Origin of the sequence: Sporosarcina sp. P37 (assembly GCF_002109365.1) — a bacterium.
Lineage (GTDB): Bacteria > Bacillota > Bacilli > Bacillales_A > Planococcaceae > Sporosarcina.
Genome location: NZ_CP015349.1, coordinates 767,518 through 793,651, shown reverse-complemented (window position 1 = coordinate 793,651; position 26,134 = coordinate 767,518). Strand labels below are relative to the sequence as shown.

The following is a 26,134-nucleotide window of genomic DNA, read 5'->3' as shown; positions in this document are numbered from 1 at the left end:
AGGATGATTATGAACGAAGAAAAATACACGATGTATATATCGCTGAACCATAAACAAGTACTTCTTGATCCGCATTCTTCTACGTGGGAATATAAAGTAGAAGTTACGAAAGAAGCATACCCGATTTTCGAAAAGTTATTTGAACAGATTGACCGGCTCGAATTCAGGAACTTTCTGCGCTCGCATTTGCCCTATGTGCCGTATCACTACGACAGGGACAATGATGATATCGATCTTCGCATGAAAAAGGTCTTTGCATTAATCCATGAATATACAGACAATGAATCAAAACGCTTTATAGAGCAGTTACCACTCTTTCGTTGATTCACGACGTCCTTTTCCGCTACACTGAAGAAAAGGACGTGACGTAAATTGCTGAAATTTGAAGATTTGCAAGGGGCTGGCGTTGAATTGACTTTCGGCCCGAATCAACATCATATTGAATCGCGGCACGTGCTGGTCGTCATTAAGCACGACGGCCGCTGGCTGCTGACAAAACATCGCGTACGGGGAATCGAATTCCCGGGCGGAAAAGCTGAGCCTGGAGAGACAATCGAACAAGCGGCTATTCGGGAGACATTGGAAGAAACGGGAGTAACTATTAAAAACGTCCATTCCTTTGCCGAATACGTCGTTTTTACTGATCCTCCATTCTGTAAGGCAGTATTCTCCGGCGATATTACACATGTGGAAAATGAATTTACATTGCTGGAGACGGAAGGGGCCGTCTGGATGACAGACGCCGAACTCGATGCCTGCACAAATCTCAGCTTCCATATGAAAGACCGCGGCATGGCGGAGCTTAGGAAGTGGGTGGAAGCACATGGTCGAACAGACTGACGGCCAGATCATTCGCCGTAAAGAATATCCTTCACCGAATCCCCACGTAACATTAGAGGAAGTTACGTATTACTCAGATGGTTTGCTGGTAAAAGGGATGCTGGCATCACCTAAGGCAGAAGGTTTGTATGACGGGCTGCTGTATTTACGTGGCGGTATTCAGCATGTGGGAATGGTGCGCCCGGCGCGGATTGCACAATTCGCTTCTCATGGGCTTGTGGTATTTGCACCTTATTATCGGGGGAACCGCGGCGGGGAAGGGAAAGATGAGTTTGCAGGAGAGGACCGTAATGATGCGATTACGGGAGTAGAGGTACTTAAGCAGCAACAGGCTGTCAATTCGGACAGAATCCATTTGTTTTCCTTTTCGAGAGGCGGCATCATGGCGTTATGGACGGCTATTTTGCGAGAAGATTTGACGTCCATGGTGACGTGGGCAGGCGTCTCAGACGTCGTGTTTACGTATAAGGAGCGTAAAGATATGCGCCGCATGATGAAGCGCGTGATCGGCGGCACACCGAATAATCATCCCGACGCATATAGAGAACGTACGGCATTGTTCCGGGTGCAGGATATTGATATTCCAATATTGATTATTCATGGAACATTGGATACGAATGTGTCGTTTGAGCAGGCGGTAATGCTGGAAGATGCGTTGCGTGAGGCAGATAAGGAATATGAAACGTGGTATTTGGAGGGCTTTACTCATTATATCCCTCCAGAGATGAACCGGCAGCTGGTGAAGGATGCAGTGAATTGGATGCGGCAGCAGGGTTTTTAAGTGTGCATGGGAGCAGGCAGGGGCCGATTGGTTGTTGAAGTTGGCGAGTTCAATGCTGTTCTGGCTTTGGTGTCTGGGTCGTCGCTCGATCGGTTGTTGGGCATTGAAGGTAGCGAGTGTCCGCTTTTAGGACCCGCGCAGGCACGTGGGGGATTGCCTTACGTCATGAGCCAGCTGGCGAAGAGCGCGCCAGTTGTCTCATGACTTCGGCCGACCCCGCAGTTGTGCCTGCGCTGCTGAGCAGGAGCAATCTAGGTTACTTTTTTAAAAGGGAAGCAGGCCAGTGAGTTCAAGGCTGTTCTGGCTCTGGTGTTGGGATCGTTGCTCGACTAGTTGTGGGGTGTTGAAGTTAGTGAGTGTCCACTCTTAGGACCCGCGCCGGCACGTGGGGGATTGCCTTACGTCATGAGCCAGCTGGCGAAGAGCGTGCCAGTTGTCTCATGACTTCGGCCGACCCCGCAGTTGTGCCTGCGCTGCTGAGTGGATGCAATCCAAGTACTCTTTTAAAAGAGATGAAGTTCAGTGACTACTAGACGACTGGCGTATGCTTTGGCAAATGAAGTGTCATGATCTGCTTCCCCCTAACTAAACGCGGAAGCCATCCGCCAGCGCCGCAGTGAGTTCAATGCCGTTCTGTCTCTGGTTTTGTGGTCGTTGCTCGATCGGTTGTCAGGGATTGAAGTCAGCGAGTGTCTGCTCTTAGGACCCGCGCAGGCACGTGGGGGATTGCCTTTCGTCATGAGCCAGCTGGCGAAGAGCGCGCCAGTTGTCTCATGACTTCGGCCGACCCCGCAGTTGTGCCTGCGCTGCTGAGTGGGAGCAATCCAAGTACCCTTTTAAAGAGTAGAAGTTCAGTGACTGGCAGACGACTAGCGTATGCTTTGGCAAATGACGTGTCATGATCTGCTTTCCACTTATTAAACGGAGGCGCCTTACAAGCGGTCGGCGTAGCGATGAGACAGCCAGGCGCACTTCCTGTCTGGCTCATTGCGGAAGCCATCCGCCAGCGCCGCAGTGAGTTCAATGCCGTTCTGGCTCTAGTTTTGTGGTCGTTGCTCGATCGGTTGTCAGGGATTGAAGTCAGCGAGTGTCTGCTCTTAGGACCCGCGCAGGCACGTGGGGGATTGCCTTTCGTCATGAGCCAGCTGGCGAAGAGCGCGCCAGTTGTCTCATGACTTCGGCCGACCCCGCAGTTGTGCCTGCGCTGCTTAGAGGGGGCAATCCAGGTTGCTTTTTTAATGAAGATGAAGACCAGTGACTGGCAGACGACTAGCGTATGCTTTGGCAAATGACGTGTCATGTTCTGCTTCCCCCTAACTGAACGGAGGCGCCTTACAAGCGGTCGGCGAAGTGATGAGACAGCCAGGCGTTCTTCCTGTCTGGCTCATTGCGTAGCCATCCGCCAGCGCCGCAGTGGGTCCAAGGACGTTATGCTTCTCTTATAACAATGACGGCAACTGGTGTATTCCATTTTCGATGCAAAAAGCAGAAAAACATCTGCACAGCACTTGCTCGTCACATTTCAAAAATCAGTAGCCAAAGTGATTTCCGCTCACTAAACGAAGGCGCCTTACAAGCGGTAGGCGTAGCGATGAGACTGACAGGCGTACTTCCTGTCTGGCTCATTGATGAAGCCATCCGCCAGCGCCGCAGTGAGTTCAATGCCGTTCTGGTTCTAGTGTTAGGGTCGTTGCTCGACTCATTGTCGGGTGATGTAGTTAGCAACAGTCCACTCTTAGGACCCGCGCAGGCACGTGGGGGATTGCCTTACGTCATGAGCCAGCTGGCAAAGAACACGCCAGTTGTCTCATGACTTCGGCCGACCCCGCAGTTGTGCCTGCGCTGCTGAGTGGATGCAATCCAAGTACTCTTTTAAAAGAGATGAAGTTCAGTGACTACTAGACGACTAGCGTATGCTTTGGCAAATGACGTGTCATGTTCTGCTTCCCCCTAACTGAACGGAGGCGCCTTACAAGCGGTCGGCGAAGTGATGAGACAGTCAGGCGTTCTTCCTGTCTGGCTCATTGCGTAGCCATCCGCCAGCGCCGCAGTGGGTCCAAGGACGTTATGCTTCTCTTATAACAATGACGGCAACTGGTGTATTCCATTTTCGATGCAAAAAGCAGAAAACCATCTGCACAGCACTTGCTCGTCACATTTCAAAAATCAGTAGCCAAAGTGATTTCCGCTCACTAAACGAAGGCGCCTTACAAGCGGTAGGCGTAGCGATGAGACTGACAGGCGTACTTCCTGTCTGGCTCATTGCGGAAGCCATCCGCCAGCGCCGCAGTGAGTTCAATGCCGTTTTGCTTCTCTTATCACAAAGACGTCAGATTATGTAATCCATTCATGATGCAAAGGAGCAGAACGCAGGCTGCACAGCCATTCGCCCCCAGCACTGCAGTGAGTTCATAGCCGTTATCCATGCCAAAAAGAGGCTATCGCATGAAGGTCTGATGACTTCATGGATAGCCTCTTTTATTATGGTATTAGTTTCTTACTGGCGGTCCGCCTTTGATTGCGATATCTTCTGACACGTGGTCGAACTTCTTGAAGTTCTCACGGAACGCATCGGCTAAGCGATTTGCTTCTTTATCGTATTCATTCGGATCTTCCCATGCATAACGAGGGTGCAGTACATTGTTTGGCACGCCTTCGATTTCCACAGGCATATTTAATCCGAAGATTTCGTTCTTTTTCGTTTCTACATTATCCAATTTACCGGCGATAGCAGCGCGCACCATTGTGCGTGTGTAGCCTAAGTTCATGCGTGAACCTACACCGTAAATTCCGCCTGTCCAGCCTGTGTTGACCAGGAATACTTTCGCGCCGTGCTCTTCGATTTTCTTCCCAAGCATCTCTGCATATGTCGCAGCAGGAAGCGGCAGGAACGGTGAACCGAAGCAAGTAGAGAATGTTGGTTCAGGTGTAGTAATTCCACGCTCAGTTCCAGCAAGCTTGGAAGTGAAGCCGCTCAGGAAGTGGTACATAGCCTGTTCCTTAGTAAGAATCGAGATTGGAGGCAATACGCCGGAAGCATCAGCAGTCAAGAAGATGATGTTTTTCGGGTGACCTGCAACAGATGGTGTAACAATATTATCGATATATTCGATAGGGTATGCAGCACGTGTGTTTTCAGTCAGCGCGTTATCATCATAGTCAGGAATGCGGGTATCTTCATCCAGCACTACGTTTTCCAATACGGAACCAAAACGGATGGCGCCAAAGATTTCTGGTTCTTTTTCTTCTGAGAGGTTGATGCATTTCGCATAGCAGCCGCCTTCAATATTAAATACGCCGTTGTCGGACCAGCCGTGCTCGTCGTCTCCGATCAGCTTGCGGTTAGCGTCTGCTGAAAGTGTAGTTTTACCTGTTCCGGAAAGACCGAAGAACAATGTTACATCACCTTCATCGCCAACGTTGGCTGAACAGTGCATAGAAAGAATTCCTTGTTCAGGAAGCAAGAAGTTCATAACAGAGAAAATGGACTTTTTCATTTCTCCCGCATATTCAGTACCGCCGATTAAGACAATTCGCTTCTCAAGAGATACAATGATAAATGTCTCGGAATTTGTTCCATCCACTTTGGGATCTGCTTTAAAAGAAGGAGCAGCCAAAATAGTGAATTGTGCTTCGTGTGATTTCAATTCCTCGGCAGTCGGACGGATGAACAGCTGGTGAACGAACAAGTTCTGCCAAGCCAGTTCATTGATGACTTGAATCGACAGCTGGGAGTCTTTATCTGCACCCGCAAATCCTTTAAATACGAAAAGTTCTTCTTTTTTCCCTAAATGTTCAATCACTTTCGTGTATAATGAATCAAAGACTTCTTCAGAAATCGGACGGTTAACGTTGCCCCAGTCTACTTTATCCTTAGACACTGCATCTTCTACGATGAATTTGTCCTTAGGAGAGCGTCCTGTATATTTACCAGTACGCGCAGCGACTGCACCGTCTGCTGAAAGCTGTGCTTCATTTCTTGCTGCTGCTTTTTCTGTCAACTCTGCCACAGACGCTTGGATCGTCACGTTGCTTCCACTTAGAAGACTTTTTAAACTATCATCAATTTTTGCAGATATCATGTTTACATACCGTCCTTTGCGTAGTCGTTTAATTTTTATTTAGATGAGAATATCCTAATTCGTAAATAGTATAACACATTAAGAATAATAATCTATACTAATTGAAAACTCAAGTGATTCAGGGGAAAAAGTTTGACAAAATGCAAACTTTTTAATACGATGTGACATGAACGGATACTCTTATCCCGAGTTGGTGGAGGGTACAGGCCCTGTGAAACCCGGCAACCTGCAAAAGACGTATGTCTCGCGCGAAGGTGCCAAACCTGAAGCAAGGTTTAATTCCTTGGACGATAAGAGTGAAAGGTGCAGCGCGTGAAATTTTGCCTTTTACTCATGGATTGAATATGAGTGAAGGGCTTTTTATATTTTCCGGCCCTGAATCCTTATGGTATATGCTTGACGTCTAGGCGTGGAACTTTACCAGGGACTTATGAGAGTACCGTATCAAGTTGCTTAATAGGGGGAAACATACATGACAAATCGTCGACTGTTTACATCAGAATCAGTGACAGAAGGCCATCCTGACAAGATGTGCGACCAAATTTCAGATGCAATTCTGGATGCAATTTTGCTGGAAGATCCAAATGCACGTGTAGCGTGTGAAACGAGCATCACTACAGGTCTCGTATTAGTAATGGGGGAAATCACTACATCAACGTATGTAGATATCCCGAAAGTCGTTCGTGATACAGTGAAGGAAATCGGCTATGTGCGTGCGAAATACGGCTTTGATTATGAAACTTCAGCTGTGCTGACATCCATTGATGAACAATCACCTGAAATTGCAGCAAGTGTCAATGTGGCGCTGGAAGCACGCGAAGGCTCGATGTCAGATGAAGAGCTCGATGCAATCGGAGCGGGTGACCAGGGGCTGATGTTCGGTTATGCTTGTAATGAAACGCCGGAATTAATGCCTTTACCAATCAGTCTTTCACATAAATTAGCACGCCGATTGGCTGAAGCGCGTAAAGAGGAACTGATTCCTTATTTGCGTCCTGACGGTAAAACACAGGTGACAGTGGAGTATGATAAAGATAATAATCCTGTACGCATCGACACCATTGTTATTTCGACTCAGCATCACCCGGAAGCGACGCTCGATCAAATCGAGAAGGATATAAAAAGAGTAGTCATCGATGCAGTAGTGCCTAAAAACTTGCTCGATGAACAGACGAAATACTTCATCAACCCGACAGGAAGCTTCGTAGTCGGCGGCCCTCAAGGTGATTCCGGTCTGACTGGACGTAAGATTATCGTGGATACGTACGGCGGTTATGCCCGTCACGGCGGCGGTGCATTCTCTGGTAAAGACGCGACAAAAGTTGACCGTTCTGCTTCTTATGCAGCCCGTTATGTTGCAAAGAATATCGTAGCAGCAGGCTTGGCAGAGCACTGTGAAGTTCAGCTGGCTTATGCAATTGGTGTGGCAAGCCCGGTTTCCATTTCCATCAATACGTTTGATACAGGTAAACTGTCTGAAACACAATTGGTCGAGTTCGTCCGTGAGCTGTTCGACCTCCGTCCTGCAGGCATTATCAAAATGCTGGATCTTCGTCGTCCGATCTATAAGCAGACAGCAGCATATGGCCACTTTGGCCGCACTGATATCGAATTGCCATGGGAGCAGACTGATAAAGTAGATGCACTGAAAGAACTGGCTGGTCAAGTCAGCGTAGAACAATAATATCGATTCATGCAGAAAGGGGAGTCAATTTCCTCTTTCTGCATTTTTTTATTTGTCTTCAGCTGCAATGCGCAATGTAATCGTTTCGTACATTGCATGAGCATAAGCAGATTGGAAACCTTGATCCGCTATATCTTTTTTTAGAACAGTTTTTTGTTTCACTTTCACGTCAAAGGTTTCACGGAACGGAAATTCTTCAATCCGAATTGTATGTGGATCAGTATAGCGGATGCCGATCTTTTCCTTCGGCAGTGAAGGGAAAATAAATGGCGATGGAATACCCTGCTGAAAGAACGGATGTTCATTCATTTTATCGGCGCCCGGATCATTCAGGCAGCAGTATAAAGAAAAATTATCGCCAAGCTGCAGCAATGCAAAATGTTTTTCAAATAAAACGGCATCAAATCCTTCTATCTTTTCGGACAATCGCTCCCTGCGCAGGCGTTCATCGTGTATAAACTCTCTGGCTTCTTTTTCTCCACTGCCTTCGATGAACTGTTCGTAATGAACACTGCATAACATAGCTGCATATGCATCAATTTTTTCCACCCTGTCAATACCGCTGCGGTAAAGCAGAATTTTCGGCAGGAGGGGGAAATCCGTAAAGCCGAACGGAACATCCTTTGCATCATTCCAAAAAGGCTGTTCATCAAATGAATGCCAGCCGATGTCATGGTTCGTAATCGCAGTCAGCACAGAATTTTTCCATTTATCATCCGGAAACATATCTTCTCGAAAGTTTTGCATCAAATACCCCGCCAGCTGTCCGTGATGATGCTGTGCAACCAGACTGAATGACTTATCATGTTCTCTTACTATCATGAACCTTCATCCTTTCTTATCTGTATAAAAGGTTTCTTCTTCCTCGACTTCTTTCCATTTAATTTCTTTCATCTTTTCCACTTCTTTTTGATATTCTTCTTCTGCTTCTGTAGTACCGGGAATAATTGGATCTTCATTATAATCTATTCGCTTCCCGTAGCGCAGAAGTTCATAAATAATCATGCCGTTATTCGGTTTGCCATTGACGGTCTTCATGGGAATGGCATCAAACAGCACAAAATAGAAAACGTAAAATATAAAACGGTTCCAGAACGTTTTGGAGTCTTCAAAAAAGTCATTTGCCAACAGGGCGTTAATCACTAATGCCACCGCGGCGTTAATCAGAATCGGACCGGCATAAATACTAATGTATGCGAATTTGCTTTTAGCTTTTATGGAATCAAAAGAGAACCAGCTGTACACGTGATAATATCTGCGTATATCGATAAATTTGAATTTAAAAAACCTGGGGCCTGATCCAATGGTAAGTCTGGGGTTCTTTGCGCCTAACAGACCGCTGATAATGAAATAACCTGTTTCGCGAATGAACGTAACGACAGGCAGAATGATAAAACAAGAAATGATTAAGCCGATGAGATCTTTTAATCCGAACATATACTGTCCGCTCCTTATAGGTTTTTCAGGCCGTGCATAAATTATGGTCTGTAATAGTAAACTACCCCCTTTTCATAAAACAAATCGCTGCGCAAGTCTGCCGAAGCTAATTGTACAACTGTGCACATGTTTAATTACGTGAAGAGCGGGAACGTATAAAACACGAAGCAATAAAGAAATTCTATGAGGAGGAATACACTATGGCTAAAATTGCAGTAGAAAATCCTTTTGATGATGTAAAACAGGCTTTGGAAGAAAAAGGCCATGAAGTGAAAATGTTTGAAAGTGATGAAAATCTGACCGGCTATGATATAGGCGTGGTGCGGGCATTAAGTGATGTCAACATCGACCAGTTTGACTTCCCGGTAGTAAGTATTGAAGGAAACTCCGTGCAGGATATTGTAGAAGACGTTGAAAAAAGACTGCACCGCTAATTACTGAATAAATAATGCGGAACGCTGAAGAACCAATCTGCCGATAGATTCGTTCTTCAGCTTTTTCAATGCTCATTACAGCGGAACTGCTCACTTATGGCAGGCAAGTATATCTGACCGAAAATCAGTTATTGGGTCATATCATTTATAAAAGGTTGACAATACCTGCCAACTGACAGTACACTTGTCGACATTGACTGATGAGTCAATCAATAAAAAAAGTGAGTTGAAATTCATTTTTGTCACATGGTTCCATTGAAAGATTAAAAGAAATACGCGACACACGGCAGCAGCAATTGAAAGATGCGGCCATCGAACTGTTCGGCATGAAAGGGTATGCTGCCACCAAAATCAGCGAATTTACCGACAAAGCCAAACTGAGTCATGGGCTGTTTTACCACTACTTCAAATCAAAAGAAGATCTGTACGTTCAATTGTTTCATGAGTTAGTAGACATTGTTCTCGATACAATTGATGATGCGGAACAAAAGCACAAAAGTCCGCTGAAACAACTGGAACGTCTCACCGAAGTTACTCACTCAGGCTCACTGAGAGATGGTGTGCATCGTCATATTTTGATAATGCAGGCGCTGTATTCCGACCATTTGCCGCAAGAAGTAAAACTGGGGATTGTCAACAAATATCGTACGATTATGGATCGTATTGCGGTGATTATTGAAAAAGGACAAATTGCAGGAGAGTTTATCGACGGCGATCCGGAAGAATTGGCGGTGTACCATGTATCACTAGTACATGGTCTGCTGTTATCGAATGCCCGTAAACTGGTCCCCATTGATGTATCAGCAAGCAAAGTGCTGCGCCAATTGATGCGCTCTCCTGAACAGGGGGCTGAACAATGAGACGTATGCTAAAACCAACTATTATTTCTATTTCAATGGCTACAGTTATGGCGGGGGCGGCCATTTCGCCTGCACTTGGGCTAATTGCAGCAAATTTTCCGGATGCAAGCCCTACGATAATTAAACTGATTTTGACTGCACCTTCATTAATTATTATCCCTTTCACTTTCATTTCCAGTTACTTAACGTCCAGGATATCCAAACGGACGATAGTGCTGATTGGTTTGACTATTTATGTATTAGCAGGGGTCGGTGCTCAATTTACGAATACCATCGGGATGCTGCTGGCATTCCGCTTCATTCTCGGTGCGGGCGTCGGTTTAGTCATGCCGCTGGCCATCACGCTGATCAGTGATTATTTTAAAGGCAGAGAGCAAGTAAAGATGATGGGTTATAACTCAGCATTCAGTAACTTCGGCGGGATTTTAACTATGATGCTTGCGGGGTATTTGGCAACCATCAGCTGGAAAGCGCCGTTTAATGTGTATTTGATGGGTATTGTCATCATGATGTTAGTATTTTTATTTCTGCCGAAAGATAAGCCGGTCCAGCGCGACAGCAATGCACCGAAAAGCAAATTGCCGTTTGCGGTTTTCGGATTCGCTCTCGCTTCGGGAGGGATCATGCTGGTTTATTATTCTGTAGCGACGAATATGGCATTATACCTTGAACAAAGTGCAATCGGAGGTTCCGGTTTGGCGGGAATGGTTATTTCCTTTACGACAGTGGGTGGGATGATTACCAGTCTGACATTGATTCAGCTGCAGGATGTGCTGAAAACGTATATTATCCCCGTCACTTAGCGGTGATGGGTGCGGCATTCACAGGATTGGCATTGAGCCATTCAGTTCCGGTTATTCTGGCCTGTACATGCCTTGTAGGCTTCGGACAAGGAATTTTATTCCCGATTATTAACGTGAAAGCACTTGAACTGGTTGATCCACTGCACAGTGACCGCGTGATAGCGATGGTGTCCAGCATGATTTTCGTCGGACAGTTCAGCTCTCCGTTACTATTGGATGGAATTGCGAGATTAGCAGGCTTCCCTGAGATCCGGTTCCAGTATTTTGTGATAGGCGCAGCACTTGGCGCAGCAGTTGTCCTGATGGTCTTGTATAAGGTCCTCAGGACGTCTAAAGTTTCAGTAAAAGAAGCATAAATATAAAAGAGACGCTGCCAATAAATGGCCCGTCTCTTTTTCATTACATTTGAACATCTGTTTGGCTGAATGCTTCGTATTCCTGCATTAATGATTGAATCGGCAGCTCATACAGTTGTTTCCCATCAATTTTAAATACCCCATTTGAAACGAGCTTTTCAATTATTTCGTCTCGTTTCGACATACCTGACTTCACCTTTTTGTTTGTTTTCATCGTGCATATCCTCCTTGATTCCCCCTCTAAATATAGCCGATTTTACTTCCGATTAAACCGTATAAAACATAGTTGGAACTTTCGGACCCTTCTGAAAATGCAGTCGTTTTATTTTGATAGTCTGCTAGGAGTTTGTGCTTTATTATCGATTCAAATGCAAACGCATCTAAGGAAATGGAACGTTTGCCGGCATCGCCGGCAGGCAAAAGAACAGCTGTAGATGTAACATTTCTTTTTTACAGGTTTTAAGACTAAGGGGTACCATTATGCGGAAAGAATAGATATAATCTAGTTCGTGCATAAATTAGTTTTTCATCATAGGAGGTTGCTATGTTTTTTATCGAGGCGAAGCGTGTCGCAGTTGTATTATTGGGTTCATTTTTAATGGCTTTATCACTAAATTTCTTTCTTATTAACGCCAATGTCTATGCGAGCGGGTTTGCCGGCGCAGCCCAATTAGTTTCCAGTGTCCTGACAGATCAGTTGAATATTACAGTCAGTACAGGGATCCTGCTGCTGTTGTTTAATATTCCTGTGTTTATTCTCGGGTGGTTTAAAGTCGGAAAAGGGTTTACGATTTACAGTATGCTGTCAGTGGCGTTTGCTACCATTTTTCTTGAACTTCTGCCGCTCCGATCGGTATCGGATGATATTATGCTGAATGCGGTATTCGGCGGAGTCCTAGCCGGTGTCGGCGTAGGGATTTCCTTAAAGTTAGGAGCGTCCACAGGGGGAATGGACATCGTCGCGATGATTCTTTCTCGCATGCAGGATAAACCGATAGGCGTATATTTTCTGATTTTAAATGGTATCCTGATTGTATTCGCCGGTATTCTGTATGAACCGGAAAATGCATTGTATACAATGATTGCACTGTACGTTACCACATCCGTCATTGATATGATTCATACGCGCCATGAAAAAGTGACTGCGATGATTATTACAAGAAAAGCGGATGATCTTCAGCAGGCGATCCACCGCCAAATGGTACGCGGAATCACGATTATCCCCGCAAAAGGCGCTTATTCGAAAGAGGACAAAAATATGTTGTATGTCGTCATTACACGATATGAACTGTACGATATGGAACGCATCATCAATGAAACAGATCCTGAAGCTTTCACAAATATCGTACAAACAGTGGGGATTTTCGGCTTCTTCCGAAAAGAAGGCGAAAAACTGGCGTAAGGCCCCGATATATACTTTTAGCTGAAACTAAAGACGAACTCTGAAAAATAGGGAGTTTGTCTTTAGTTTTTTATTTGCCGCCGCTTGAACACTGCGCTTTTCAAAGGCAAGAGTTTTGACGTATAAATTTCATAAATGCGCACGATTTGTTGAATTCTTGTGAAAACGTTGGAAAGTGAGCAGATTTTGTATATACTTGAGAATGACTTTCATTATAATAAAGATAATGAACTGCTTGTCATCATAACCGCCATCGTGCGTAGTAAAGTTGGTTGTAGTATATGAAAACATCTGTATGGTTGAGAGAGATTAGACGCCGCACGAACAGTTGGTTTATTATTACCATGCTCGGTGCGCTCGTTATTATTATGCCGGTTGCTTATGTCATTCTGAGCTTTTTTCAGCCGACGAGTGAAAACTGGCAGCATATAAAGGAATTTTTACTGGCTGATTATATTAAAGGATCGATCCTATTGGTGGGTTCGGTCGGATTTCTTTCCACCGCGATTGGATTACTGCTTGCCTGGATCGTTTCGGTATATGAATTTCCGTTTCGAAAACAATTTAAATGGCTGCTCATTATACCTTTGGCGATACCGCCGTACATTGCAGCCTATACGTACAGTACAATGACAAGCTATACCGGTATTATTCAGTCCTTCTTCCGTAATCAATTTGATTATCATTTTACACCGGGGACGATTGAAATTATGTCGCTTCGCGGGGCTATCTTTGTACTGACGTTATTTTTATATCCGTATGTGTATATGATTGCGCTTAACTATTTTGAGAAGCAGAGCGCCACGTATATCGAAAGTGCGAAAACGCTGGGGCTGAATGGATTTCAGATGTTTTTCCGACTGGCATTGCCAATCGCGCGGCCTGCCATTATAGCGGGTTCGATGCTCATTATTTTCGAAGTGCTGAGCGACTATGGGGTGGCAAGTTTCTTCGGAGTACGGACCATTTCGACGGCCATTTTCCAAACATGGTTCGGTATGTATGATATTCATGCCGCGATGCGTTTAGCTGCCTGGCTGCTTATTATTATATTAGGGATATTTATGCTGGAACGCTTTTTGCGAAAAGGACGGAAGTATGACACGAACGTCACGCAAAGCCGTCCGCTCGCACGGAAAAAGCTGCGCGGCTGGACGGCCTTGGCTGCATTTATTTCATGTGCCGGCATTTTCCTTATCGCCTTTTTACTGCCGTTCGTTCAGCTGATTTATTGGTCAGTCAAAACGTATGAAAAAGTTTGGCGTGCAGATTTCTTAAGTTTGATGACCAATAGCCTCACTGCCGCACTAATCGCAGCATTGATCATCAGCTTCTTTGCGATATTAGCTGCACGTACGATTAATTTGTATCCATCAGTATCATCGAATTTCCTGGCGCGTATCATGACTTCAGGTTATGCCGTACCGGGAGCGGTTGTTGCGATTGGCGTACTGGCCTTGTTTATTACACTGGATGAAAAACTGGCATTTATTTATCCTAAGCTGCTGGGAGCAGAGCCCGGAACGCTCGTGCTCAGCATGTCAATCGGCATGTTGATCACAGGGTACGTCATTCGTTTTATGGCGCAGGGATTCAATGCCATTGAGTCCGGCTATACGAAAATTCCGCCATCCTACCGGGAAGCTTCCTTTTTGCTCGGCCGCGGGTTGACGTATACGTTTTGGAAAGTGGAGTTTCCGCTATTGCGCGGTTCAATTCTCATCGGATTTGCACTGGCTTTCCTTGAGATCATGAAAGAACTGCCGCTGACTTTACTGTTGCGTCCGTTTAACTTTGACACACTTGCTACAAGAACATATCAATATGCCATTGATGAACGCATTTATGAAGCTGCACCATCTTCCTTAGTATTAATTTGTTTAAGCATCCTGTCAGTGATTATTATTTTGCGATTTGAGGAGAAGTGAGAGACATGTTTGTAGAAATTCAAAACTTATCATTTCAATATTCAAAGAAACAGCCGCCAGTCATTGACCGCTTTTCATTTACGATTGAAAAAGGGGAGATTGTCGGAATCATAGGAGCAAGCGGCAGCGGAAAAAGCACACTTCTGCGTTTGCTGGCTGGGCTGGAGGATCCGACGGCAGGCAGTATTGAACTGGATGGAAGAGTTATTGTAGGAGAAAAAACGTATATAGAAGCCGAGAAGCGGGGCGTCGGTATGGTGTTTCAGAACTATGCGCTGTTTCCTCATCTGACAGTCAGTGAAAATATTTGCTTCGGTTTACATAAGATGAAGCGGCCGGAACGTAAACAACGTTTGGATGAGATGCTGGAGCTGGTTCAGCTGCAGGACTTCGCAAAACGCTATCCTCATGAACTGAGCGGGGGACAGCAGCAGCGTGTTGCACTGGCAAGAGCATTGGCGCCTTCTCCGTCGATTCTGCTGATGGATGAGCCGTTCAGTAATCTGGATACGAATCTGAAATCATTAATTCGCATGGAGGTACGGGACATCTTACAGAAAGCGAATATTACCTGTTTATTTGTTTCCCATGATCAGGCGGATGTCGATGCGATTTGTGACCGGACAATTTATATTGACTGCGCAACCTATGTAGGTTCAGATAAAGAGCCGATAACGGTATAATACTATCATTATGAGTGCCGGATATCTTTCCGGCACTCATTTTTTGGTAACAGAAGAAAAGTACAAATAATCACTAGACTTACACTAGGAAGTGTATTACAATCTCTGTAGTAATGAAAATGATTCTCATTATCGCAGTCTGGCATTGGCTGGAATGAGAGACAAGGGAGAGAAACTGATGAAGAAGAATTTATTATGGGCATTTGCTTTATTGCTGGCGGCAGCAGTGTTAGGCGCCTGCAGTTCGAGTTCCGACAAAGGGAAACAAACGGATGAGCCTGCAAAGGAAGAAGCACCTGCCGGGGATGCAACAGACGCAAACAAAGATGAAAAGACCGGCGGAGAAGTAAACATTTATACAGCACGCCACTATGACGTGGATGCCATTTTATATGAAGACTTCACAGAGAAGACAGGAATTAAAGTAAATGTGATCGAAGCCAAAGCACCGGAATTGATAGAGCGCCTAAAGCGTGAAGGTAAAAATACACCGGCTGACTTATTCGTTACAGTCGATGGCGGAATCTTGCACTCAGCAAAAGAAGAAGATCTTTTGCAGGCGGTTGAATCAGAAGTGATTGAAGAAAATGTTCCGGCTGAACTTCGCGATCCGGATAACCAATGGATCGGCTTGTCAACACGTGCACGTGTCATTGTCTATTCAAAAGATCGTGTGAAGCCTGAAGAATTATCAACTTATGAAGACTTGGCGACAGACAAGTGGAAAGACAAATTGCTTGTTCGTTCATCTGACAGCTTATATAACCAATCGTTACTGGCATCGCTTATCGCCATTGACGGGGAAGACAAAGCAAAAGAGTGGGCACAGGGCATTGTAAATAACTTGGCGCGCGAACCTGAAGGCGGAGACCGCGACCAGGCACGTGCAATCGTTGCAGGTGTCGGTGATGTGGCCATCATGAACAGTTACTATGTTGGACGCATGTCCGTTTCAGACGAAGGGGAAGATGTAAAAGTGTTTGATCAGATCGGTGTATTCTTCCCGAATCAGGAAACTACAGGAACACATATTAATATCAGTGGTGCAGGGTTGGTCAAGCACAGTAAAAATAAAGAAAATGCTGTGAAATTGATTGAATACTTAACATCTGTAGAAGCGCAAGAAGAAGTTTCCAAAGAAAACTTCGAATTCCCGGTAAACGAAGAAGCGAAGCTGCCGGAAGTAATGGCTGAGTGGGGAACATTCACACCGCAAAAAGTGGAATTTGCAGACTACGGAAAGTATAATCCGAAAGCTGTAGAATTGATGAATGAAGTAGGCTGGAAATAAAACAGACAAAAAAGCAGCTTTCGGGCTGTTTTTTTGTTGCCTGTAATGTAAATTTGCTGCGAAAAAATTCATAGAAAATTAAACGGGCTGAAACGGGTGTTTGGACAGTTAATTATCCAAACACCCGTCAGTAAAATTATTCAATTGTGCCTATTTTTTGTTGGATTCGTTGCAGACTTTTTTGCCAATTGATTTTGACTGCTTTCAGCAAAGATTCCTTATCTCTTTTTCTCAACGATCCAATGATTTGTTTATGTTCTTTGACTGACTCATGAGAGTGATTGTTTTGGCCGAAATAGTATATCTCCATTCGTTGAACTTTTACTTTCAAGTTATCAAGGATGCTGGCAAGTTCAGTATTCTTCGATAGAAGGACTAAATATTTATGAAAATCATTGTCCAGTTGGAAAGCTGAGGCACTATCATTTTCTTCAAGTTTGGATTGGAATCTGGCATTTAGCAGCTCTAACTCCTTAATATCCTTATCTCTTACATTAGGAAACCCTTGCTCAATCGCTAAAGACTCCAACGTTTCTACAATAGAGTAAATATTAGATGCTTCCTTCAGATCAATGGGAGCAACAGTAGTGGAACTATTTGCTTTTGTTATAACAAGCCCCATGTTTTCCAAACGCAGAAGAGCTTCGCGAATGGGTGTCCTGCTAATCCCGAGCATTTCAGAAAGCTCTTGGTCTTTTAATTTAGTTTCAGGCTCTAACTTACCGGATATGATCAACTCCTGTAAGATATTAAATGCCTGATCCCGCATGAAAGTACGTTTAATCCGTAACGTAGGTTTCGATTCCACGGGATTATCCCCTCATTTCTTTTGATCATTTTTATTCTGAAGATCTACAGATGGTCTTTCATATTCAAATTCCCAGAAATCAGCGTTCTTGATGCCGACTTTTACAGGATCAAATACAGGGTCCAAACCTTGCTTCTTTTGGGATTCATAGTCTTTTAACACCTTCAGCACAGGTTTAGTCAGGAAAAGAACGACTATTATATTAATCCAAGCCATAGACCCGTATCCTAAATCACCTAAAGCCCAGGCAAACGATGCGGATTTCACACTGCCGATATAAACGGATATAAGGAAACCGAGCTTTAATGCATACTCAGGCCATATCCATTTAATATTTAGGCCTCTCTTCACATATGCCAAGCCAGTCTCTGCCATGTAAGAATAGAACATAATACTCGTAAATGCGAAGAATAATATTGCTATCGCCAGGAAAGAAACACCGTAGCCTGGCACAAGTGTATCAATAGCACGTTGTGTATAAACAGCCCCAGGTTCCACGTCGCCTATATTATTTACAATGGCCGCTCCATTTTCCGGTGTAACATTATACATCCCAGTTACTAGAATCATGAAAGCCGTCATCGAACAGACAACTACTGTATCGATATAAGTAGATAAAGCTTGTACAAGGCCTTGTTTAGCTGGGTGGGAAACTTCGGCAGCAGCAGGTGCATACGTTTCACTGCCAAAACCAGCTCCGTTGGAGAATGCTCCCCGCTTTACACCCCATGCGATCGCGGAACCGATAATTCCGCCAAAGCTTGCATTAGCTCCAAATGCACTTGATAGAATCAATGATAACACATTTGGGAATTCAGTAATATTTAGAATGACCATTGTAATGGCTAAGACGATATAAACCATTGCCATTACTGGTACAACTAATTCTGCTACTCTTGCAATACGTTTTACCCCGCCAATAATTATACAGCCCAAAAGAACTGCAAGTACAATTCCTGTAACCGAAGGGGAAATATTGAATGCTTCATTCATAGAAGCCGAGATCGTATTCACTTGAATATTAGGCAGAAGGAATGCACCTGTAATCATAGTGAAAATTGCGAAAATTATAGCTAGCCATTTTAAATTCAAAGCTTTTTCTATATAGTATGGAGTACCGCCACGAAATTGTCCATCTTGCTTACTTTTGTACACTTGGGCAAGTGTTGTTTCTATAAAGGAAATAGCAACGCCGAGAAAGCCCATGATCCACATCCAGAAAACCGCGCCTGGACCGCCATAGGCAATAGCAGTTGCTACACCTGCAATATTTCCTACGCCAATTTTATCCCCTAATGAAAGAGCAAGCGACTGGAACGAAGAAATACCTGCATCGGAACTTTTACTTTGGAATATTAAGCGGAACATTTCAAATAGATGTCTAATCTGTACAAAACGAGTTGCTATCGTAAAGAAAATGCCAGCGCAAAGTAAAATAATAACCAACACGGGACTCCATACATAACCATTTAACCAATCCACTATATTTTGCATGATATCATCCTCTCGAAAAAACAGTTTAATTAAAGTTCATTAATAGTGGATCATAACATTTGAAAGCGTCATATCCATATTTTCTCAGTGGTTGTAAGCAATTCAATACCGGTTTCTGTTACCAGCAAGTTCTGTTCGAAAAACACTGTACCTACATCCTGTCTGTATAATGCTTTCTCAATTGCTATACACATACCAGCCTGAATAATTACTTCTTCTTCTGAAGTAAAATAGGGCTGCTCCCACGTCATGCCTAAACCGTGTCCCCAGTGTGGCGGGTAAGCGGCATACGTCACATTTGGGTCAGTTTGAACCGAAGAAAAGCCTACACCGTGGTCTAGTAAAAATTGATCTCCTGACTGACAAAGGTTTTTAACCAGTCTTCCCGGTTCGATTTGTTTGATTACATGTTCACATGCTGCTGTTACTAGATTCAACATGTCTCGTTGAATAGCTGTAGCTTCTCCGCCAACGACAGTCGTTCTGCCGAAGTCGCTTAGATATCCCTCGTATGCGATTATTAGATCCACTTTAAATAAATCACCATTTTCCAATTTATTTACATGATCATAGCCAGGGAAATCGGAACTATGTGCGAAATACGCCTTTGAACCTGAATTTGTTACCACGAAATAGAGTACAGCACCTTGTGAAATTATATATTCGATTGCTGGTGCAATGACTTCGCTTTCAGTCTTGTCAGCGCTTACATTACGCATCAAAATATCCATTGCCTTGCTTCCTATACGTGCTGCTTCCCGTATACTCTCTTGTTCGCGCTCTGTTTTTACACTTCTAATAGTAGATAGAAGAAAATCCATTGGCGTAAGTGTTAGCTCAGGCAAGTATTCATTTAATCGTGTACTCAATGAATAGGGAAGCACATCGCCGCCAATTAAGCCGATATTACCGTCAGCCATACCGAGCTCCTTTAAAGTTTCAAAACATAGCCTTGGCAAATCAGGACTGAAGCGTACATCTTTCACAGTAATTAAATGTTCCTGATATTCAGGTGAAGATACGAGCAGGACAGGAGCAGATGTAGGAGGTATGAGTAGTACACAATGAGACCGTCCGCTCCAAAATGGCGGATTATCAGGTAAATAGCATCTTTGCTGATAGTAGTTGGCAAGATAATCGACATCAGCATAGCGGTCGAATGCTCCCCCGCCGCGTGACCATACCATTAGACCAGATAACCCTCTTGCTGCAGCTTCTTGCTGGCAATAAGCTATACGATTTGCGAAATCTTCAACTGGTATATTGTTTGCAAACATATTAAGATCGCTCCTTCAAATGGGGTAAAGCATGAGTCGTGCTCATGCTTTAGGTAAATTAGTTAGGTAGTTAGCTAAAGAGACAAAACCTTCCGCCGCTTCGGTTAATTGTTCGATTTCGATATATTCATCGACGATATGCACTAAGCTCGCATTGGAAGGTCCGTAACCGAGTGTAGGTATTTTCGCGACACCAGCGCTGTAACTTCCATTCGTACAAAATTTATAAGTCGTAAGAGAAGGCGATTGCCCAACAGATTCTAAAGCTCTTAAAGCCTGTGGAACAGCAGGGTGGCTGCTATCCAGAAGCCACCCTGGGAAGAAACGCTTCCCGCTTAAGATCTCACCAGTAAAACATGGTAAGTTTACTTCTGCTACTTCAAATGAATAGTTTTCATTTAAAGAAATAAGTTGTTGGTAGGATGCTAGTACGTCTTCTTCTGTCTCGCCAACAAGTAATCTTCGATCTATAGTAATCGTACAAAGATCTGGCACGATTGACACGCCTGGATAGGGTGATGATTTGATATCAGTCACTACTGTAATACCTTTGCCGAGTTTTTCATGGAAAGGTGCAGTGGAGGACTGCAATGCTTCGAGCATAGGCAATAGCTCGTAAATTGCATTAACACCACTTTCGGGTTGTGATGAATGAGCCGATTTTCCATGTGAAGATATAATGATTTCGGCTCTGCCAAGTTGTCCTATACTTAACTGAAGTGCGGATGGTTCCATAATAATTACAATGTCAGGATGTACCTGGTCAATTACTTTACCAAGCGCTCCACCTTCAAAAATTTCTTCATAAACGGAACAAGAGACATAAATATCACCTTTAGGGCGGATACCATTTTGCTTAATTTGCCGGGCGATTGTGCCGCCAGCAATAACAGCAGCACAGATCGCACCTTTCATATCACTCGTCCCACGTCCATACATTTTGCCATCGGCTATTTCAGCACCAAAAGGATCATATGTCCATTTCTCAGGGCTATTGATAGGAACTGTATCCATGTGTCCATCAAACAAGACAGACTGACCCTCTCCTGAACCGTTGATTTTGCCGATGACGTTTCCATATGCATCTATCCAACACTCGTCATAGCCCATGTCTTGCATTTTATTGTAAAGAAGCTCCGCAACTGCGTGCTCTTCACCCGAGTAACTTTGTATTTGAACAGCTTGTTGTGTCAGCTGAATTAATTCGTCATATACTATCATTTGTTTTTATGCCTCCTATTACTCGGTAGGGTATAGCCCGCGCCACACGATGTTTTGATAATGTTCTGGATCTGTGTCGCCTTCTGTGCTGATTACGGCTACTCTTGATGTCTGATCAAGTCCTATGGCTTTTGCAACTTCTGGATCAGCTAATATTTTCAAATAGTAAACAAGGCCAAGTGGTGCTGCACCTGATTCACCTGATATTACGCGATGGTCATTTTCTAACGGGTTTCCAAGTACTCTCATACCTAGAGCAGCAATGCTGTCATCACAAGAAAAGGCTGCTTTCGCATATTGCCCCAAAATTCTGTAAGCACGTGTATTAGGTTCCCCGCAAGCTAGTCCAGCCATGATTGTATTCATATCTCCAGTCACAATCTCCATATCGCCAGTCCCGCTTTCAAATGAACGGTAATAGCAATTTGCCTGATGAGGTTCAACAATAATTACTGTAGGGGCATTTTCTTTATAACGCACTTTAAAGTAAGCGGCTATTCCAGCTGCGAATGAACCTACTCCTGCTTGAAGGAACAAGTGTGTAGGTGGAGCCATTTGTTGTTCTTCAAAGGTTTCAATCATTTCATGAGCTAAAGCGGAATAACCTTGCATGATCCAAAGTGGTATTTCATCATAACCTTCCCACGCTGTGTCTTGCACCATTACCCAGTTATTCTTCTCTGCTAAATCTGCGCAAATGCGAACCGTTTCATCGTAATTCACATCGGTGATTTTGGCGTAGGCACCTTCATGTTTTAGAGCATCGAGACGAACAGGTAAAGACCCTTTTGGCATGTAAATAACCGATTTCTGTCCAAGTTCTCGAGCGGCCCAAGCAATTCCGCGTCCATGATTCCCGTCTGTAGCTGAAATAAATGTAATGTCGCCAATCTGTTTCCGCACTTCTTGTGATTGCAATTCTTCAAATGATAAGTCGTTCACATCGCGGTCTAACTTGTCTGCTAAATACTTAGCAATCGCGTAAATACCTCCCATCACTTTAAAAGCGTTCAAGCCAAAACGATAAGATTCGTCTTTTACATGAATGGATTCAATATCCAAATGTTTTGCTAAAGCAGATAAATTTCTCATTGGAGTATTCGTATATAATCGATGTGTTTTCTGAAAGTTGAGAACGTTTTCAATTTCATCTGCCGTAAAGAAGGCCAACTCCTCTTCATTCATTTCAGTGTTGAACTTTATGTTTTTTGCCCATTGAAACTTATTTTTATTAATTGACAATAAAATCACTCCTGTATCTTTCATATTTAATATCTCAAATGTAATATATCACATTTACTATTGATGTCAATGAGTATATTTAGAAAAAACAAATAGTTGTATATATTTCATACCTTTAGATATTTCGAACATGTAAATTGGGTGTAAGTAATTAAAATTGCCGTCAAGGAACATTTTAACTTTTATTTTAGTCCTATTTGTAAATACATTACTTCGTCAATGAGTGATATAGATGGGAGAAGGTTGGGGTGTATGTTGGTTTCCTGCATTATAACGCAGGATGGGATCCTCCTAAGGAATGAAGACTTTGCTAGTGATAAGGTAAAGTCACACTCCTGAGAGCTTGTATGAACAGCTAGCGGATTTTAGATATGTTGGTGGGGAATGTATCTGATTAAGAAGACTTGCAGCGCATAGTATTCATAGACGGGCAAAGGAGTATGTGAAGCTCATGTACATTGAAGAAGTTTATAAACGCTGCGCCGCCTACAGAGGTTTGCAAAAGTCCAGTCATTACAAAAAGAAGCACCCGCTGAATACGGGCACTTCGATTATTTTTCTTCCTGCAGCGCTTTATACAGCTGTCCTTTTCGTGCGTACTCATTCACAATCCTAGTCATATCCGCACGGTCTTCATCCGTCAATTCGCGTACGACACGGGCGGGCGAACCTATAGCCAATGTGTTTGGCGGAATCTTTTTCCCTGGCGTTACCAGACTGCCAGCTCCGATAAATGCACCTTCTCCGACCTCCGCGCCATCGAGAACAGTGGCCCCCATCCCGACCAATGCGCCGGTTTTAATTGTACAGCTATGGAGCATGACTTTGTGGCCGATCGTCACATTATCCTCTAGGATTAATGGGAAACGCGGGCTTTGGTGAAGGCAGCAGAAATCCTGTATATTTACTTTTCTTCCGATAATCGTTGGTGACACATCTCCGCGGATGACCGTGTTAAACCAAATGGATGATTCGGGGCCAATCGTTACGTCACCTGAAATGGTTACGTAATCTGCAATGTAGACGGATGGGTCAATTTCTGGTAATTTACCTTCGTATGGATAAATCAATCAAATCTCCTCTTTTCTAAAATTTCATGTATAATTTATCCTAACAAACATTAGCGGTTTCGGAAACATAAGAATGAAACAGATAGAATAAGCTAGTCAGATAAGGAGTGATATCTGTGTGGAAGTGGGAAGCAGAAGGTAAGGCAAAAGGTGTTATCGTCATTGTACATAATGCCTATGAACATCATAGAAGATATGCGTGGCTCATTCAAAAGTTTCGTAATGACGGGTTTCATGTCGTATCAGGGGATCTTCCGGGGCATGGCAAAGAAGGGGTAGAGGTTCATGCTGAAGCATTTAGGGATTACCGGAGATTTATCAAGAAAATGATCCGCACCGGTTTGGATGATAATTTGCCGGTATTTTTATTTGGGCATGGTCTGGGTGCAACATTCATTCTTCGTTTACTGCAGATGGAACGCATCGAATGTGCTGGTGTCATTTGTACATCCCCATGGCTGCATTTGGAACACCATCCGCCAATCCGTGCGAAGATGTTTACGAAGTGGTCTCAGACGATGACATTAGACCATGAAATCACACCTGAATTGTTATCACGAAATGAAGAATTTCTAAAGGAGTATGCGGAAGATCCAATGTATGTGCCGATTGTAACTGGCGGCTGGTATAGGGAGCTGCAAACACTTATGAAATCTGTCATGCAGCCTGATTTAATTATCCAGGACGTACCGCTGTTGTTGCATACAGGCGAAGCAGATGAAATCACAAATATTGAACATACGCGTAAGTGGGCATTTGCCCAAAATTTATCCGAACTTCAGCTGAAGCGGTGGAAAGACGTGCAGCATGATATTATTCAGGCGCCTGAACAAGAAGGGATCTATTTGTATACGCAATCGTTTATCAATAATGTCCTTCATTCGCTCGGATATATTATTGAATGAAGTGAGGTCGCAGTGATATGAGAGAACGTCTGTACATAGGTGTAGCCGGAGCATTCGGGGCTGTAACCCGTCTTTTGTCAGGACAGCTGCTGCCGGTCAGCGGCTCTTTTCCTGCCGCAACATTCACGGTGAATATGCTGGGAACATTTATGCTGTGCTATCTGACAGAAGCAGCCCGCCTGCGCGGCCGGTTGAGTTCAGTGGCTGTTACTGGTGTAACAACGGGCTTTCTTGGCGCATTCACTACGTTTTCCGCAGTCAGTTTTGAAACGGTCGGGTTGGTTGATGACGGATTGCTGTGGATGGCGGGGATCTATGTAGCTGCCAGTCTGCTCGGGGGACTGGCCATGGCAGCTCTTGGCTTTCTGTCTGCAAGGAGGATAGGTTCATGATCTGGCATATTTTGGCGGTGGGATGCGGCGGGTTTATTGGAGCGCTGTTGCGTTTTGAAGTGTCAGCCCGCCTGAATCGGAGCTGCTTGCCGTACGGGACATTGCTTGTAAACAGTATCGGCAGCTTTTTCATCGGCTGGATCATTGGGATGGAGCTATCCGTTCAATGGACATTGTTTTGGGCGACGGGTACAGCGGGTGCGTTAACGACCTATTCCACATTGATGAAAGAGATCTGGACGTATTGGACAGAAGGCAGCAAAGGGCGTGCAGCGGGCTATGCTTTGCTGACGTTCGCAGCAGGTACAGGCTTAGCCTATTTTGGCTACAGCATGTAGAAAAGAGGTTCAAATGAATACAAATACGAAACAAGGAACTAAAAAGAACAAACAAAAAAAGTGGATGACTTCATTTTTGATTGCTGTGGTCATTGCCATAGCCGCAGTTTACTTTCCTGAACTGTTCGAGGATGAAGAAAAAACACCTAGCCGCTCAGGATTAATTCCTGTTGAATTGGTCAAAACAATCGACGGCGATACAATTAAGATTATGTATGAAGGCAAAGAGGAAAATGTCCGGTACTTATTGATTGATACACCGGAGACAAATCATCCGCGCCTCGGTAAGCAGCCTTACGGACAGCAGGCAAAAGTACGTAATCAGGAACTGCTGCAAAAGGGGAAGCTGGAAATTGAGTTTGATATTGGCGACAAGTATGATAAGTACGGCAGGTTACTGGCGTATATCTACATAGACGGAAAAAGTGTCCAGGAACAATTGCTGAAAGAGGGCCTGGCACGGGTGGCGTATGTATATCCGCCAAATACCCGTCATCTGGATGCATTTGAAAAAGCCGAACAACAAGCCAAGAAATCAGGCATCGGCATTTGGACACTGGAAGATTACACGACCGACAGGGGCTTTGACAGTGAAAAATATCCTGCCGACTCCGTAAAAATTCCAGTATACGGCGAAACACAGGATTTCAAAAACTGTACGGAACTTCGTAAAGTATATCCTGAAGGGGTGAAGAAGGGCCATCCTGCGTATGCTGACCATTTGGACCGTAACAGGGATGGTCGTGCATGCGAGTAAGCACTGAACCATATACGTAGTAATTTCAGGCTCCCAATCCGCCGGTATA

Annotated in this window: 29 protein-coding genes and 1 riboswitch; of the genes, 19 read left to right on the top strand and 10 right to left on the bottom strand. The window is 44.2% G+C overall.

The genetic code is table 11. The annotated features are described in order from the left end of the window. Nucleotides 1–9 precede the first annotated feature (9 nt). From SporoP37_RS04155 to SporoP37_RS04125, 6 genes are all read left to right on the top strand, one after another. Nucleotides 10–324, top strand: coding sequence for a transposase (locus SporoP37_RS04155; protein ID WP_231293291.1), 315 nt, complete (start codon nt 10–12; stop codon nt 322–324). A gap of 48 nt (nt 325–372) precedes the next feature. After that, nucleotides 373–840 (top strand): NUDIX hydrolase, encoded by a 468-nt coding sequence (locus SporoP37_RS04150; protein WP_081242465.1) that lies wholly within the window; start codon nt 373–375, stop codon nt 838–840. Continuing rightward, nucleotides 824–1,621 (top strand): alpha/beta hydrolase family protein, encoded by a 798-nt coding sequence (locus tag SporoP37_RS04145; RefSeq protein WP_081242464.1) that lies wholly within the window; start codon nt 824–826, stop codon nt 1,619–1,621. The genes SporoP37_RS04150 and SporoP37_RS04145 overlap by 17 nt, the downstream gene beginning before the upstream one ends. 953 nt (nt 1,622–2,574) lie before the next feature. Continuing rightward, complete coding sequence (locus SporoP37_RS16850; RefSeq protein ID WP_155961297.1) at nt 2,575–2,796, top strand: hypothetical protein; 222 nt, start codon at nt 2,575–2,577, stop codon at nt 2,794–2,796. Nucleotides 2,797–3,068: 272 nt separating this feature from the next. After that, the gene (locus SporoP37_RS04130; protein ID WP_085430334.1) at nt 3,069–3,434 is read left to right on the top strand and encodes a hypothetical protein; all 366 of its coding nucleotides are present in this window, start codon (nt 3,069–3,071) and stop codon (nt 3,432–3,434) included. Between the two features lie 271 nt (nt 3,435–3,705). Beyond that, entirely contained in the window at nt 3,706–3,963 is a 258-nt protein-coding gene (locus tag SporoP37_RS04125; RefSeq protein WP_081242459.1) for a hypothetical protein, read from the top strand. A 147-nt stretch (nt 3,964–4,110) separates the two neighbouring features. On the opposite strand, the gene pckA is transcribed toward SporoP37_RS04125, so the two are convergent. Beyond that, nucleotides 4,111–5,703 carry a phosphoenolpyruvate carboxykinase (ATP) gene (gene pckA / locus SporoP37_RS04120; protein ID WP_081242458.1) on the bottom strand — a complete coding sequence of 531 codons (1,593 nt, stop codon included), beginning with the start codon at nt 5,701–5,703 and terminating at the stop codon, nt 4,111–4,113. Nucleotides 5,704–5,880: 177 nt separating this feature from the next. Further along, nucleotides 5,881–6,000, top strand: a riboswitch (SAM riboswitch). 175 nt (nt 6,001–6,175) lie between these two features. On the opposite strand from pckA, the gene metK reads away from it, so the two are divergent. After that, a complete protein-coding gene (gene metK / locus SporoP37_RS04115; RefSeq protein ID WP_081242457.1) occupies nt 6,176–7,387 on the top strand; it encodes a methionine adenosyltransferase in 1,212 nt (403 codons plus the stop codon). 48 nt (nt 7,388–7,435) lie between these two features. On the opposite strand, the gene SporoP37_RS04110 is transcribed toward metK, so the two are convergent. Together SporoP37_RS04110 and SporoP37_RS04105 are read right to left on the bottom strand one after the other, a co-directional pair. After that, on the bottom strand, nt 7,436–8,209 hold the full coding sequence (locus SporoP37_RS04110) for a DUF3891 family protein (RefSeq protein ID WP_085430333.1): 774 nt from the start codon (nt 8,207–8,209) through the stop codon (nt 7,436–7,438). 6 nt (nt 8,210–8,215) lie between these two features. Continuing rightward, nucleotides 8,216–8,824, bottom strand: a complete 609-nt coding sequence (locus tag SporoP37_RS04105; protein ID WP_085430332.1) for a hypothetical protein — start codon at nt 8,822–8,824, stop codon at nt 8,216–8,218. Between the two features lie 200 nt (nt 8,825–9,024). Here SporoP37_RS04105 and SporoP37_RS04100 point away from each other — a divergent pair, with 200 nt between their 5' ends. From SporoP37_RS04100 to SporoP37_RS17395, 4 genes are all read left to right on the top strand, one after another. Beyond that, entirely contained in the window at nt 9,025–9,258 is a 234-nt protein-coding gene (locus SporoP37_RS04100) for a YkuS family protein (protein ID WP_081242454.1), read from the top strand. Between the two features lie 239 nt (nt 9,259–9,497). Next, nucleotides 9,498–10,118 carry a TetR/AcrR family transcriptional regulator gene (locus tag SporoP37_RS04095; RefSeq protein WP_085430331.1) on the top strand — a complete coding sequence of 207 codons (621 nt, stop codon included), beginning with the start codon at nt 9,498–9,500 and terminating at the stop codon, nt 10,116–10,118. Beyond that, nucleotides 10,115–10,921 (top strand): MFS transporter, encoded by an 807-nt coding sequence (locus SporoP37_RS04090; RefSeq protein WP_231293290.1) that lies wholly within the window; start codon nt 10,115–10,117, stop codon nt 10,919–10,921. Before SporoP37_RS04095 ends, SporoP37_RS04090 begins: the two co-directional genes overlap by 4 nt. 5 nt (nt 10,922–10,926) lie before the next feature. After that, nucleotides 10,927–11,277 carry an MFS transporter gene (locus tag SporoP37_RS17395; RefSeq protein ID WP_232329835.1) on the top strand — a complete coding sequence of 117 codons (351 nt, stop codon included), beginning with the start codon at nt 10,927–10,929 and terminating at the stop codon, nt 11,275–11,277. 43 nt (nt 11,278–11,320) lie between these two features. Here SporoP37_RS17395 and SporoP37_RS04085 read toward each other — a convergent pair whose 3' ends face one another. Further along, nucleotides 11,321–11,491, bottom strand: coding sequence for a Fur-regulated basic protein FbpA (locus SporoP37_RS04085; protein WP_081242452.1), 171 nt, complete (start codon nt 11,489–11,491; stop codon nt 11,321–11,323). Between the two features lie 330 nt (nt 11,492–11,821). Between SporoP37_RS04085 and SporoP37_RS04075 the strand changes: the two genes are divergently transcribed. The 4 genes from SporoP37_RS04075 (at nt 11,822) to SporoP37_RS04060 (ending at nt 16,581) form a co-directional block, all read left to right on the top strand. Further along, the gene (locus SporoP37_RS04075) at nt 11,822–12,679 is read left to right on the top strand and encodes a YitT family protein (RefSeq protein WP_081242450.1); all 858 of its coding nucleotides are present in this window, start codon (nt 11,822–11,824) and stop codon (nt 12,677–12,679) included. 281 nt (nt 12,680–12,960) lie between these two features. Then, nucleotides 12,961–14,607, top strand: coding sequence for an ABC transporter permease (locus SporoP37_RS04070; protein WP_085430329.1), 1,647 nt, complete (start codon nt 12,961–12,963; stop codon nt 14,605–14,607). Between the two features lie 5 nt (nt 14,608–14,612). Continuing rightward, a complete protein-coding gene (locus SporoP37_RS04065; protein WP_085430328.1) occupies nt 14,613–15,290 on the top strand; it encodes an ABC transporter ATP-binding protein in 678 nt (225 codons plus the stop codon). A gap of 178 nt (nt 15,291–15,468) precedes the next feature. Next, nucleotides 15,469–16,581 carry a Fe(3+) ABC transporter substrate-binding protein gene (locus SporoP37_RS04060; protein ID WP_085430327.1) on the top strand — a complete coding sequence of 371 codons (1,113 nt, stop codon included), beginning with the start codon at nt 15,469–15,471 and terminating at the stop codon, nt 16,579–16,581. Between the two features lie 136 nt (nt 16,582–16,717). Here SporoP37_RS04060 and SporoP37_RS04055 read toward each other — a convergent pair whose 3' ends face one another. The 6 genes from SporoP37_RS04055 to SporoP37_RS04030 all read right to left on the bottom strand — a co-directional run bounded on the left by SporoP37_RS04055 (nt 16,718) and on the right by SporoP37_RS04030 (nt 23,693). Further along, entirely contained in the window at nt 16,718–17,350 is a 633-nt protein-coding gene (locus tag SporoP37_RS04055; protein WP_081244736.1) for a GntR family transcriptional regulator, read from the bottom strand. Nucleotides 17,351–17,401: 51 nt separating this feature from the next. Beyond that, nucleotides 17,402–18,883 (bottom strand): alanine/glycine:cation symporter family protein, encoded by a 1,482-nt coding sequence (locus tag SporoP37_RS04050; RefSeq protein WP_081242446.1) that lies wholly within the window; start codon nt 18,881–18,883, stop codon nt 17,402–17,404. Between the two features lie 68 nt (nt 18,884–18,951). Next, complete coding sequence (locus SporoP37_RS04045; protein ID WP_085430326.1) at nt 18,952–20,160, bottom strand: M24 family metallopeptidase; 1,209 nt, start codon at nt 20,158–20,160, stop codon at nt 18,952–18,954. A gap of 42 nt (nt 20,161–20,202) precedes the next feature. Continuing rightward, nucleotides 20,203–21,381 carry a YgeY family selenium metabolism-linked hydrolase gene (locus SporoP37_RS04040; protein WP_081242444.1) on the bottom strand — a complete coding sequence of 393 codons (1,179 nt, stop codon included), beginning with the start codon at nt 21,379–21,381 and terminating at the stop codon, nt 20,203–20,205. 18 nt (nt 21,382–21,399) lie between these two features. Next, nucleotides 21,400–22,647: a diaminopropionate ammonia-lyase gene (gene dpaL, locus SporoP37_RS04035; RefSeq protein ID WP_081242443.1), complete on the bottom strand. Its 1,248-nt coding sequence runs from the start codon at nt 22,645–22,647 to the stop codon at nt 21,400–21,402. Between the two features lie 527 nt (nt 22,648–23,174). Continuing rightward, complete coding sequence (locus SporoP37_RS04030) at nt 23,175–23,693, bottom strand: gamma carbonic anhydrase (RefSeq protein WP_081242442.1); 519 nt, start codon at nt 23,691–23,693, stop codon at nt 23,175–23,177. A gap of 116 nt (nt 23,694–23,809) precedes the next feature. On the opposite strand from SporoP37_RS04030, the gene SporoP37_RS04025 reads away from it, so the two are divergent. The 4 genes from SporoP37_RS04025 to SporoP37_RS04010 are packed head-to-tail and all read left to right on the top strand — an operon-like array spanning nt 23,810 to nt 26,085. After that, on the top strand, nt 23,810–24,598 hold the full coding sequence (locus tag SporoP37_RS04025) for an alpha/beta hydrolase (protein WP_231293288.1): 789 nt from the start codon (nt 23,810–23,812) through the stop codon (nt 24,596–24,598). A 17-nt stretch (nt 24,599–24,615) separates the two neighbouring features. Continuing rightward, complete coding sequence (locus tag SporoP37_RS04020) at nt 24,616–24,990, top strand: fluoride efflux transporter FluC (RefSeq protein ID WP_085430325.1); 375 nt, start codon at nt 24,616–24,618, stop codon at nt 24,988–24,990. Beyond that, nucleotides 24,987–25,328 (top strand): fluoride efflux transporter FluC, encoded by a 342-nt coding sequence (locus tag SporoP37_RS04015; RefSeq protein WP_085430324.1) that lies wholly within the window; start codon nt 24,987–24,989, stop codon nt 25,326–25,328. Before SporoP37_RS04020 ends, SporoP37_RS04015 begins: the two co-directional genes overlap by 4 nt. 13 nt (nt 25,329–25,341) lie before the next feature. Next, a complete protein-coding gene (locus SporoP37_RS04010) occupies nt 25,342–26,085 on the top strand; it encodes a thermonuclease family protein (RefSeq protein ID WP_081242439.1) in 744 nt (247 codons plus the stop codon). Nucleotides 26,086–26,134 lie beyond the last annotated feature (49 nt).